The 11,951-nt window shown below is 73.6% G+C and carries 7 protein-coding genes; 3 read left to right on the forward strand and 4 right to left on the reverse strand.

Annotated elements, in window-relative coordinates; translation table 11 throughout:
- Window positions 1–6: 6 nt before the first annotated feature.
- Window positions 7–1,230, reverse strand: a complete 1,224-nt coding sequence (locus ACP4IX_RS21365) for a trans-sulfuration enzyme family protein (RefSeq protein WP_426556376.1) — start codon at window positions 1,228–1,230, stop codon at window positions 7–9.
- A 60-nt stretch (window positions 1,231–1,290) separates the two neighbouring features.
- On the opposite strand from ACP4IX_RS21365, the gene ACP4IX_RS21370 reads away from it, so the two are divergent.
- Both ACP4IX_RS21370 and ACP4IX_RS21375 read left to right on the forward strand, forming a co-directional pair.
- A complete protein-coding gene (locus ACP4IX_RS21370; RefSeq protein WP_426522190.1) occupies window positions 1,291–1,770 on the forward strand; it encodes an Lrp/AsnC family transcriptional regulator in 480 nt (159 codons plus the stop codon).
- Window positions 1,771–1,848: 78 nt separating this feature from the next.
- Window positions 1,849–3,537 carry a DUF885 domain-containing protein gene (locus ACP4IX_RS21375; protein WP_426556377.1) on the forward strand — a complete coding sequence of 563 codons (1,689 nt, stop codon included), beginning with the start codon at window positions 1,849–1,851 and terminating at the stop codon, window positions 3,535–3,537.
- A gap of 232 nt (window positions 3,538–3,769) precedes the next feature.
- On the opposite strand, the gene ACP4IX_RS21380 is transcribed toward ACP4IX_RS21375, so the two are convergent.
- From ACP4IX_RS21380 to ACP4IX_RS21390, 3 genes are all read right to left on the reverse strand, one after another.
- Window positions 3,770–6,763, reverse strand: a complete 2,994-nt coding sequence (locus ACP4IX_RS21380; RefSeq protein WP_426556378.1) for an AAA family ATPase — start codon at window positions 6,761–6,763, stop codon at window positions 3,770–3,772.
- A complete protein-coding gene (locus tag ACP4IX_RS21385; RefSeq protein ID WP_426556379.1) occupies window positions 6,760–7,923 on the reverse strand; it encodes an exonuclease SbcCD subunit D in 1,164 nt (387 codons plus the stop codon). The genes ACP4IX_RS21380 and ACP4IX_RS21385 overlap by 4 nt, the downstream gene beginning before the upstream one ends.
- A 656-nt stretch (window positions 7,924–8,579) precedes the next feature.
- Window positions 8,580–9,734 (reverse strand): cellulase family glycosylhydrolase, encoded by a 1,155-nt coding sequence (locus ACP4IX_RS21390; RefSeq protein ID WP_426556380.1) that lies wholly within the window; start codon window positions 9,732–9,734, stop codon window positions 8,580–8,582.
- A 968-nt stretch (window positions 9,735–10,702) separates the two neighbouring features.
- Here ACP4IX_RS21390 and manA point away from each other — a divergent pair.
- Entirely contained in the window at window positions 10,703–11,920 is a 1,218-nt protein-coding gene (gene manA / locus ACP4IX_RS21395) for a mannose-6-phosphate isomerase, class I (protein WP_426556381.1), read from the forward strand.
- Window positions 11,921–11,951 lie beyond the last annotated feature (31 nt).

Here is an 11,951-nt window from a genome sequence, read left to right on the forward strand (position 1 = left end):
CGCGGGTCAGTCGGCCCGCGACAGCGCCTCCCGCAGCGGGATCGCCTCGGCCACCCGCTCCCCCAGCGCCCGGTCCAGGTCGGCCCACAGGTCGTCGACGTCCTCCAGGCCGACCGACATCCGCAGCAGCCGGTCGACGACTCCGGCGTCCCGGCGGTCGTCGGCGGCCACGATGCGGTGGCTGATGGACGCCGGGTGCTGGATGAGCGTGTCGACGCTGCCGAGGCTGACGGCCGGGGTGATCAGGCGGACGCGGCCGATGACGTCGTGCGGGTCGCCGTGGACCTCGAAGGAGACCATCGCGCCGCCGATGCGCGGATAGTGGACGCGGGCCACCCGCGGGTCGGCGGCGAGGCGCTCGACGAGCGTGGCGGCGGTCGCGGAGGCGGCGCGCACCCGCACCGGCAGGGTCGACAGCCCGCGCAGCAGCAGATAGCCGCCCAAGGGATGCAGGACGCCACCGGTGGCGAAGCGCACCTGCCGCAGCCGCCCGGCGAACTCCTCGTCGCAGGCCACCACACCGGCCAGCACGTCTCCGTGTCCGCCGAGGTACTTGGTGGCGCTGTGCAGCACCAGCCGGGCTCCGTGTTCGGCGGGGCGCTGGAGCACGGGCGTGGCGAACGTGTTGTCCACGAGCAGCGGCACGGATCCGCAGGCGTGGGCGACGGCCCGCAGGTCCACCTCGGCCAGCGTGGGGTTGGCCGGTGACTCCACGAGTACCAGGCCGGTGTCCGGGCGCAGCGCGTCGGCGACGCCCGCCGGATCGGTCCAGGTGACCTCGGACCCCAGCAGTCCGGCGGTCAGCAGGTGGTCGCTGCAGCCGTAGAGGGGCCGTACGGCGACGACGTGCCGGAGTCCCATCGAGCCGCGGACCAGCAGGACGGCGGTGAGCGCGGCCATGCCGCTGGCGAAGGCGACCGCGGCCTCGGCGCCCTCCAGCCGGGCCAGTGCCGTCTCGAAGCGGGCGACGGTGGGGTTGCCGAGGCGGCCGTAGACCGGCGGGCCCTCCGGGTCGGCGCCGGTGGTGGCGAACGCGTCGATGCGGGCGGCCTCGCCACGGCTGTCGTACGACGGGTAGGTCGTGGACAGGTCGATGGGCGGAGCGTGCAGTCCCTGGCCGGCGAGATCGTCGCGGCCGGCGTGGACGGCCTCGGTGGCCAGTGCCCGGCCTGTGCGTACGGTGGTGCGTGCGTCGTCGGACGATGACGTGTGCGTGCGCGCGGAGTCCATGCACCGAAGAGTGAACACCGACCGGGCTCCGAGGACCGCGGGCCGTGCTACGTTCGGCCGATGGCCGAATCAGTCGTACTGGATCCGGTGGATCTCCATCTGCTGCGACTGCTGCAGAACGACGCCCGGACCACCTACCGCGATCTCGCCGCCCAGGTCGGGGTCGCCCCGTCGACCTGCCTGGACCGGGTGACCCGGTTGCGGCGGGCCGGGGTGATCCTCGGCCATCGGCTCGAACTCGACTCGGCGAAGCTCGGGCGCGGGCTCCAGGCGCTGCTGTCGGTTCAGGTGCGACCGCACCGGCGGGAGCTGGTCGGCCCGTTCGTGGAACGGATCCGGGCGCTTCCGGAGTCGCGTACCGTCTTCCACCTCACCGGCCCCGACGACTACCTCGTCCATGTCGCGGTCGCGGACATGACGGATCTGCAGAGGCTGGTCCTGGACGAGTTCACGTCCCGGCGGGAGGTGGCCCGCGTCGAGACACGGCTGATCTTCCAGCAGTGGGAGTGCGGCCCCTTGCTGCCGCCCGCCACGCCCTGAGCGAAATCCGGCCGCCCGCGGCGACGGACCCGTCGAACCCGGCTGACGCGGCACCGGAATCCGTATGAGGATGTCCGCATGTCAGAGACCAAGAGCCCGCTGCCCCGCGAGGTCGCCGACGCCTACGTCGACGAACTCATCGCCCTCGACCCGGTCACCGGTACGTTCCTCGGCGCGCCGGAGAGTTCCGGCCGCCTGCCCGACCTCTCGCCCGCCGGGCAGGAGGCCCTCGCGGAGCTGGCGCGGACCACGCTCACCCTGCTGGACGAGGCGGAGCGCCGGCCCGGCGGGGACAGCGACGTGGAGCGGCGCTGCGCCCGGCTGCTGCGCGAGCGCCTCACCGCCGAACTCGCGGTGCACGAGGCCGAGGAGGGACTGCGCTCGGTCGGCAACATGGGCACCGCCGCGCATTCGGTGCGTGAGGTCTTCACCATCACTCCGACGCAGACGGAGGAGGACTGGGCCCGGATCGTCGAGCGGCTGCGCGCGGTGCCGGCGGCGTTCGCGGGCTACCGCGAGTCCCTGGCCCTGGGGTTGGACCGCAAGCTGTACGCGGCACCGCGCCCGACCGCCACCTTCGTCGACCAGCTCGGCGAGTGGGCGGACACGGGCGAGGGCCGCGGCTGGTTCGAGGACTTCGCGTCGGCCGGCCCCGACGCGCTGCGCGCGGAGCTGGACGAGGCGGCCCGGGGCGCGACCGCGGCCGTGGTCGAGCTGCGGGACTGGATGCGTGACGAGTACGCACCGGCCGTGGCGGGCGCCCCGAACACGGTGGGCCGGGAGCGTTACGCCCGCTGGTCGCGCTACTACAACGGTACGGACCTCGATCTGGACGAGGCGTACGCGTACGGCTGGGCCGAGTTCCACCGCCTGCTCGCCGAGATGAAGCGGGAGGCGGAGAAGATCCTGCCGGGCGCCGAAACCCCGTGGGTGGCGCTGGCGCACCTGGACGAGCACGGCACGCACATCGAGGGTGTCGACGAGGTCCGAGACTGGCTGCAGGGCCTGATGGACCAGGCGATCGAGGCGCTGGACGGCACCCACTTCGAACTCGCCGAACGGGTGCGGAAGGTGGAGTCGCGGATCGCTCCGCCCGGCAGCGCGGCGGCACCGTACTACACGGCCCCGTCGGAGGACTTCTCGCGTCCCGGCCGCACCTGGCTGCCGACGATGGGCCTGACCCGCTTCCCGGTCTACGACCTGGTCTCCACCTGGTACCACGAGGGTGTCCCGGGCCATCACCTCCAGCTCGCCCAGTGGGCGCACGTCGCGGAGGACCTCTCCCGCTACCAGGCCTCGGTCGGCATGGTCAGCGCCAACGCCGAGGGCTGGGCGCTGTACGCGGAGCGGCTGATGGACGAGCTGGGCTTCCTCACCGACGCGGAGCAGCGGCTCGGCTACCTGGACGCGCAGATGATGCGGGCCGCGCGGGTCATCGTGGACATCGGCATGCACCTGGAGCTGGAGATCCCGGCGGACTCCCCCTTCCACCCGGGCGAGCGCTGGACGCCGGAGCTGGCGCAGGAGTTCTTCGGCGCGCACAGCAGCCGTCCGGCGGACTTCGTGGAGAGCGAGCTGACCCGGTACCTGACGATCCCGGGCCAGGCGATCGGCTACAAGCTCGGGGAGCGGGCCTGGCTGCTGGGCCGGGAGAACGCCCGCAAGCGGCACGGTGACGCGTTCGACCCGAAGGCCTGGCACATGGCGGCCCTCTCCCAGGGGTCGCTGGGACTGGACGACCTGGTGGACGAGCTGTCCCGGCTCTGAGCCGTGCTCCGGACCGGCCCGGGCCCGGCTGACTCCGAGCCGGGCTCCGCACCGGCGCCGGGCCGCGCTCCTCGCCTGGAGCCGCCCTCCGAGCCGATGACCTGACCGGTGCGCCTTCCCGGCTCTCGACTGCGTTCGAGCCGGGGAGACCCCCTGTCGCCTCGTCCGTGGCGGGCCACGCGACGAGGCGGGCCGGACCGTCGCCGGGCCGCCGAGGCTGTGCCGGAACCCCTCAGGCCGGACTCCGCTGCCGCAGCACCGACCCCGACCGTCCCTTCACGACCTCCAGCTGGGCGTGGATCCGCCGCCGCAGGTCGGCGACATGGCTGACGATGCCGACGCTGCGGTCCCGCTCGCGCAGTGAGTCGAGGACGTCGAGGACCTCGTCGAGGGTCTGGTCGTCGAGGCTGCCGAAGCCCTCGTCGATGAAGAGGGTGTCCAGGCGGACACCGCCCGCCTCGTCCGTGACCACGTCGGCGAGGCCCAGCGCGAGGGCGAGCGAGGCGAAGAACGTCTCACCGCCGGACAGTGTGGCCGTGTCGCGTTCGCGGCCGGTCCAGGCGTCGACGACGTGCAGGCCGAGGCCGCTGCGGCCGCGCCCGGTGCGGTCGTCGGAGTGGACGAGGGTGTAGCGGCCCGACGACATGCGCTGGAGCCGTGCGGTGGCCGCGGCGGCCACCTGCTCCAGGCGGGCCGCCAGCACGTACGACTCCAGGCGCATCCGGCGTTCGTTGTCCGCGGAGGTACCCGCGGCGAGCGAGGCGAGCCGGGCGACGCGGGTGTGCTCCGCGCGCACCGGGGCGAGCCGGCGCGCGGAGCCGGTGGCCCGCGCGGACAGCCGGTCCAGTTCGGCGCAGCACCGGGCGGCCGCGTCGCGTGCGGAGGCGGCGTGGCGCAGGCGCCGGCCCGCGTCGGCGGCAGCGTGTTCCGCCGCCGCCACGTCGGCGGGCGGCCGCTGCGCCGCGGCGGCGGTGTCGGCCTCGGTGAGGATCGCGCGGACGGCGGCCTCCTCGGAGTCCCCTGCGTCGAGCCGGCGTTGCAGCTCGCGGTGGGCGGCGTCGTCGAGCAGCGCGGCGGCGGCGTCCCGCGGGGTGTCGAAGCCGGCGCGGAAGGCGGCGTCGGCGAGACGGGCGTCGGCGGCCTTGAGCCGCTGGGCCGTGTCCTCGGCGAGGCGGGCGGCGTCGGCGGCCTCCGTCAGCAGCGCGGCCCGGCGCTCCAGCTGCTCGGCTCGCGCCGCCACACTGCCGGCGCTGCCGCGAGCCCTCGTCAACTCCTCTTCCAGTGCGGCTCGTTCGCTCTCCAGCCGCTCCCGGTTGCCGACCCGGGAGGCGGCCCGGACGGCGGCCTGCTGCTGGGCGGTGATCCGCTGCTCGCGCTCGTGCTCCGCCCGGCGCAGCTCCTCCTGCGCGGCGTGCGTCCCGGAGGCGCCCGCCCGCGCCCGCGCGTACCGCCGCTCCAGTTCCTCGGCCTCTTCGGCGAGCCGGGCGGTGGGCGTCTCCCCGGCCTCCGCCGCGGCGGCGGCGAGTGCCTCCCGTACGGTGCCCAGGCGCCGCTCGGCGTCCGCGCGCCGCTCGTCGGCGTCCTGGTAGGCGGCGAGGGCGCGCTCCTCCGCCTCCCGGTCGACATGCCCCGCGATCTTGCGCGCGGGGGCGGGATGGTCGAGGGCGCCGCACACGGCACACGGTGCGCCGTCGGTGAGGCCCTCGGCGAGTTCGGCGGCGATGCCGGTCAGCCGCTGTTCCTTCAGGTCGAGCCAGTGGGCGCGGGCCTCGACGGCGCGTTCGGCCGAGGCGAGGGCGTGCCGTTGTGCCTCCTGGGCGTCGGCGGCGTACCGGTCCCGCTGCCGGGCCGCGGCGAGCCGCCGCTGCGCCGGGTCGCGCTGCACGGCGAGCTGTTCGGCGTCGGCCGCGGCCTGCTGCGCGGAGTCGACGCGGGCCTGCAGCGCGGTGCGTGTGGTCTCCCAGTCGGCGAGCCAGGTCTCCGCCTCGTGCAGGACGTCCTCGTCGGCGCGTTCCTGGCGGTCCAGCCCGGCCCGCTCCTCGACCAGGTCGGCGAGGCGCTGTTCGGCGCGCCGGGCCGACTCCAGCCCGCCCAGTTCCTCGGCTGCCCGACGCGCGGCGGCGGCGAGCCCTGCGGCCCCGGCGTCCGCGAGGGCCTCGGGCAGCAGGGCACGCACCTGTGTTTCCGCGGCTGCCGCCCGCCGGTGTTCGGCGTCGGCGGCGTCCCGCAGCTCCAGGGCGGGGGCCACCGCTTCGGCCTTGCGGGCCCGTGCCATGCGTTCCTGGGCGGCGCGGTGGGCGTCGGCCCGCTGTGCCAGCAGCGCTCCCCGCTCCCGGGCCTCGGCGAACCGCCGCTGCAGCCGGTCCAGTTCCCGTGCGTCGGCGAGGTCGCGTTCGGCGGCTGCCCGATCGGTCTCGGCGGCCGTGAGCCGGCAGTCGGCGACGGTCAGCAGCTCCCGGGCCGTGCTGCGCGCGAGAGCGGCGGCGGCGAGGACGGCCTCGGCCAGACCGGGCTCGCCCGGCGCCAGCTCCGGCAGGTCCATGGCGTCGCCGGCGGCCTGCTGCATCCGGTGGGCGTCGGCCAGCAGCGCGGCGTCCCCCTCGCGCACCTGGGCCTCGGTCGAGCGGCGCCGCTCGACGAGGCGCTTCTCGACCTCGGCGAAGCGCCGGGTGTCGAAGAGCCGGCCGAGCAGCTTGCCGCGAGCCTCCGCGTCGGCGCGCAGGAAGCGCGCGAAATCGCCCTGCGGCAGCAGTACGACCTGGCAGAACTGCTCGCGGCTCATCCCGAGCAGCTGCGTGATCTCCTCGCCGATCTCCTGGTGGGAGCGGCTGAGTTCCTTCCAGGCACCGGCCGTCGCGTCGTACTCGCGCAGCCAGGTCTGGGCCTTGTCGACGGTCGTGCCCTTGCCGCGCAGCTTCGGACGCTCCCAGGGCGGCTGCCGGGTGACCTCCAGTCGCCGCCCGGCGACGGTGAAGGCGAGGCGCACCTCGCTCCGCGTGCCGACGGCGGCGTGGTCGCTGCGCAGGGTCATGCCCTGGCCGCTCTGGCGGGCGCCGGGCACCGACCCGTACAGCGCGTAGCACACGGCGTCGAGGACGGAGGTCTTGCCGGCGCCGGTGGGTCCGTGCAGCAGGAAGAGTCCGGCGGCCGACAGGTCGTCGAAGTCGACGCTCTGTGATCCGCCGAAGGGGCCGAAGGCGGTGATGTCCAGCCGGTGCAGCCTCACCCGGCCACCTCCCGCACGGTCTCGTCGGCGCGCACCGCGTCGAACGCGTCCCGCAGCACGGTCTGTTCACGGTCGTCGGGCCCGGCTCCACGCACGTGCGTCACGAAGTCCTCCGCGATCTGCTGGTCGCTGCGGCCGGCCAGGCGCCGCGCGTAGGACACGGCCGGGCCGTCCGGGGGCCGCTCGGGGTCGAAGACGAGGGTCAGCGTGTGCGGGAAGCGCTCGGTGAGCCGGGCCATGGGGTCGGAGGGGCGGACAGGGTCGGTGAGGGTCGCCTCGACCCACGCCTCCTCGTGCCGGGTCAGCTCGGGGTCGGCGAGCAGTTCCTCCAGGGTGCCGCGCAGCCGGGCCAGGTCGCGCGGCACCGGGCAGTCGACCCGCTCGGCGGTGACCGAGCCGTCGGCGTCCAGGTCGACGAGCCACATGCTCTTGCGGTGCGTGGCCTCCGAGAAGGAGTACGGCAGCGGGGACCCGGAGTAGCGGACGCGCTCGGTGAGGGCCTGACAGCCGTGCAGGTGCCCGAGCGCGACGTAGTCGACGCCGTCGAAGACACCGGCGGGCACTGCCGCGACCCCACCGACGGTGATGTCCCGCTCGCTGTCGCTCTGCTCGCCGCCGGTGACGAAGGCATGCGCGAGGACGACGGAACGGGTGCCGGGCGCGCGGGTGGCGAGGTCGGCACGGACCCGGTCCATGGCGGCGGCGAGCACGGCCTCGTGGCCCGCCTTCTCGACGCCGAGCCCGTCCTTCACCAGAGCTGGTTCGAGGTACGGCAGCCCGTAGAACGCCACCTCACCGTGCGCGTCCTCCAGTACGACCGGGGAACCGCATCCCGCCGGGTCGGTGCGCAGGTGGATGCCGGCGCGGTCGATGAGCCCGGCGCCGACGCCCAGGCGGCGGGCCGAGTCGTGGTTGCCGGAGATCATCACCGTGGGCACGCCGAGGTCGGCCAGGCGGTGCAGGGCGTCGTCGAAGAGCTCGACGGCGGCCAGCGGCGGCACGGCCCGGTCGTACACGTCTCCCGACACGACCACGGCGTCGACGCCGCGCTCCCGCACGGTCTCGACGAGATGGCCGATGAACCCGGCCTGGGCCCCGAGCATGCTCACCCGGTGGAAGGCCCGGCCGAGGTGCCAGTCGGACGTGTGCAGAATTTTCATGAAATTGCCCTGACCTGCACGTTTCTACCCTTACTGCACCTTCGCGACCCACGCGAATCAGCACGGAGCTCACTACCGACGCTCGTCACGCTAACGCATGGGGTCCTCCGACCCACCACTGTCCTCGCATCACCCGGACGACGGAACGTCCATCCAGGATGCCGTTCCTCCCGCATCGCCGAGGTCACCGTCCGCCGCCTCCCGCCTCCCGCCTCCCGCCTCCCGCCTCCCGCCTCCCGCCTCCCGCCTCCCGTCCGACCAAGGGTTGCCCCAGGGCGGCCATGGCCATCGCCGCCCCTGCCGGATCCGGACGAGCCGCCGGGCGGCCCGGCGCGCACCGCCACCACCGGCCCGGGCAGCGGGCCCGCCTGCTGCCCGGCCAGGCAGCGGCCCGCACAGCGTGCGGCCACGGGACATGCGGAGACCGCCGGCTCGCCCAGCGTGAAGCGCTGCAGCGCGTCGAGTTCCTGCGCGCAGCCGCTTCGGTGAGGAGCCGGGGCAGCGAGGAGCCGGACGCGAGCCGGATGCGGTGCGGAGCCCGCCACCTCGCGTCGGTCTCGGGTGCGTGGAGGGCCGAGCCGGGGCCGCGCAGGGGGTTGTCCCCCCGCCCCGAGGGCGGGAGGACGACCCATGAATGCGACTGTGCGCGAGGAAGGTCACCTGTCCGCGCCGCTGCCCCGGACCACGCAGGAGCGGCTGTTCTCCCAGCCCCACCCGTCACCGTCGGGGTCGGACGAACCGCCGTTGACGCAGTACGGGTAGCCGTTGGGAGCGGTACCGCCGCCCGTTCCGCCCCCGCCGCCGTAGACGGTGGCGGTCTCGGACGTGGCCGCGATGCCGTCGGCGCCGTTGATGATGCGGTTGCCCCAGGGGGTCAGGGAGTTCGCGTCGAAGCCGTTGACCATGTCGAGGTACTCGACGCCGCTGCCGTTGCCGCTCCAGGACCAGCCGATGTAGCCCACGCCCAGGGACTGCGCGGTCGCCATGATGGCGTCCTCGTCGGGGTTGCCGTCGCTGTGCTGGTCGCCGAACTCGCCGACGACGATGGGCAGTCCGTTGTCGACGAAGTGCTTCAGGTAGCCCTGCACCTCGGTGGCGGTGTCGTAGACGCCGTACATGTGGATCGAGAAGATGGTGTTGCGGTCGGGGTCGGAGGCGAAGACCGAGGCCGCGTTGTCCCTCATGGTCCCGGACCAGTCCTGGCCCCAGTTGGGGGCGTCGACCATCAGGGCGTGGCTGATGCCGGCCCCCCGGAGCTTGCCGATCGCGCTCTTGGTGGCATCGGTCCAGGCCGCGTAGCCGGTGTTGCCGAACGGCTCGTTGCCGATGTTGACGATGACGTAGTCCTCCTGGCCCTGGAGCGCGCCCTTGATGCCGATCCAGTAGTCGGCGGCCCTGTCCAGGGTGGTGGCGGCGCCGTCCTCGCCGTAGCCGGTGGTGTCGTGCACCTCCAGCACGCAGATGACCTTGTTGGCCTTGCACTGGCCGATGAGGGAGGAGACCTCGGAGGCGCTCGTCCGCGTCCACCGGTCACCGCTGCTGAGGACGACGCGGACGGTGTTGGCACCCTTGGCCGCTATGTCGGCGATGGAGTTCGTGCGCTCGGGGTACCAGGTGTGGGCGTGGTTGACCCCGCGCATGACGAACTCGTTCCCGTTCGCCTCGACCACGTGTCCGTCACTGACACGGATGCCGGTGGGTGCCGCCTCGGCCTCCCCCACGGAGGGGCCGGCAAACGAGACCAGCAGGCCCAGGGCGGCGGCGAACGCCATACCCGCCGTCGTGATCAGGGTGCTTCTCGGCTTTCGCATATCTCTCCTTGGGTGCGGATGCGGATGCGGATGCGGGTGGTGCGGAGCGCGACGATGCCCGCGTGGGCGGACCGCGTCCTTACCTGACAACGATGTCCAGCGCCCGTACCGACTCCTGAGAGCAGGCTTGGCGGACGTCGCGAGCGCTTCGACAGAGGGGTGTGACCAGAGGCAGGCTTCGCAGGCGTCGCCGGTGCGGGTGGGCGCCGGACAACTGACCTCGTCCTGCCGCGACTTCGGCCCCATGGGGCACGACCGGGCCATCGCCACACCATGAGGCACCGGGTGTTACGCCCATGTCAATAGACGGTTCGCGATCCGTCCACCGAGCACGACCGCCCTCCTGGAGCTAAACCGCTAAACAGGCTGACCACGACTGATGCACGCGAACAAAGTGGTCGATCACCAGCGGAAACAGAGTCGGCGCAGCTGATTGACAGGGGAACGACGTCGCCCTACGTTCCTATCCGGTTAACCGGTACACGACCGACCGGCGCCACCCCGCCGAACTCTCGAGGCCCGCACCGCCATCCGCCGCGCCCGCCGACGCAGCGAGCCGTCTCCCTCCGAACGAAAGGGACGCGATCCATGGCCACCCCCACACACCGGCCGGACACCCCCGCCCCCTGATGCTCCCGCCCGCCCCCTGACGCTCCTGCTCCCGGCCGTCCTGACGGGCACCCGCCCGGCACCCACGTGCCCGCCGCCGGCGCCGGGAGGCCGCCGATGCCTTCGTACCGCGACGCGCGAGCGCGTTCCGCCGGGAAGGGCCTTGGTCCGGGATCCACGGACGCCGCCTCGCAGGCAGGCGCCCCACAGCCTTCGGCGTTCGGACTTCCGCCCTCCCGCACCCTTCACGCCACGCGGAAGAAAGCCCCTCAGATCCCCCCGGAGGGGCTACTATACCGGTTCAATAACAGAAGCCGATTGGGTCATGGAGTTCGTTCGTACGCCGTTAACGTACAAACGTGGATCTACTTCAACCGGTCATCAAGCCATACGCATGGGGCTCGCACGAGGCACTGGCCCGGCTGCAGGGAAGAAGGACGCCCTCGGCCGGGCCGGAGGCGGAATTGTGGATGGGCGCGCATCCGTCCGGCCCCGCGGGCATGACGCGCGGCGGACGAGAGCTGACCCTCCTGGACGCCGTGTCCGGCGGCCCCGAGAGGGAACTGGGGGCCGCGTGCGCCCGGCGGTTCGGGGGAAGGCTGCCCTTCCTGCTGAAGGTACTGGCCGCCGAGCAACCCCTGTCCATACAGGTGCACCCCGACCGGGAGCAGGCACGCTCGGCCTTCGCCGCGCAGCAGGCCGACGGCCGCCACGGCCCCTACGCGGACGGCTGGCCCAAGCCCGAGCTGCTGTGCGCGCTGAGCCGGTTCGAGGTGCTGGCCGGCTTCCGCGGCCGCGAGGAGGCCGTGCGCGTCCTGGAGGACCTGGAGGTCGGCCGGCTGCACCCGGTCGTCGCACTGCTGCGGGCCGGCGCCGGCGACCAGGTGCTGACCGATGCCCTGCGGGCCGTACTCGAGTGGCCGCGTGATGACCGCGCGGCGCTGGTGCGCGGCGTCGTGGAGTCGTGCCGGCGCCGGGCGCGGCCCGACGGCCCCCACGCGGAGGCGTACGCGGCGGTGGAGCGCATGTCCCGGCACCATCCCGGAGATCTCGGGCTCGTGGCCTCCCTCCTTCTGAACCACCGGGTCCTGGAACCCGGTGAGGCGCTGTTCATGCCGGCCGGCGGACTGCACGCCTACGTGCGGGGAGTGGGACTCGAACTGCTCGCCAACTCCGACAACGTGCTGCGGGCCGGACTGACGGCCAAGGAAGTGAACGTGCCCGAGCTGCTTCGGATCACCAATCCGGCGGTGCACGTGCCGGAGGTGACACCCACCAGCGTCCCGGGGCCCGGTTCCACGCAGCTGTACGACTGCCCGGTGGAGGAGTTCTCCCTCCACCGGACCCGGCTCGACGGCCAGGGCGGCCCCCTCGTGCCGTCGGCCGGCCCCCGCATCGCCTTCTGCGCGGACGGATGGGTCCGACTGCGCGCGGGACGCACGGACCACCTTCGGCTCGGCGCCGGCGACTCCTGCTTCCTGTCCGCCTCGGACGACAGCGTTCTGGTGGAGGGCGAGGGAACGCTGTTCGTGGCAGCCGCCGGCCTGAGCCCGGCCGGGTGTGGCCCCCTCAGGTAAGACCCACTGCCGCCCATTTTCTTTGACAACG

The sequence above is a fragment of the Streptomyces sp. WG5 genome, assembly GCF_049974565.1.
GTDB lineage: Bacteria > Actinomycetota > Actinomycetes > Streptomycetales > Streptomycetaceae > Streptomyces.

Coding starts and splice junctions, on each gene's coding strand:
- ACP4IX_RS21390 (WP_426556380.1), bottom strand. CDS start 9,734: ATGCGAAAGCCGAGAAGCACCCTGATCACGACGGCGGGTATGGCGTTC.
- ACP4IX_RS21370 (WP_426522190.1), top strand. CDS start 1,291: ATGGCCGAATCAGTCGTACTGGATCCGGTGGATCTCCATCTGCTGCGA.
- ACP4IX_RS21375 (WP_426556377.1), top strand. CDS start 1,849: ATGTCAGAGACCAAGAGCCCGCTGCCCCGCGAGGTCGCCGACGCCTAC.
- ACP4IX_RS21385 (WP_426556379.1), bottom strand. CDS start 7,923: ATGAAAATTCTGCACACGTCCGACTGGCACCTCGGCCGGGCCTTCCAC.
- ACP4IX_RS21365 (WP_426556376.1), bottom strand. CDS start 1,230: ATGGACTCCGCGCGCACGCACACGTCATCGTCCGACGACGCACGCACC.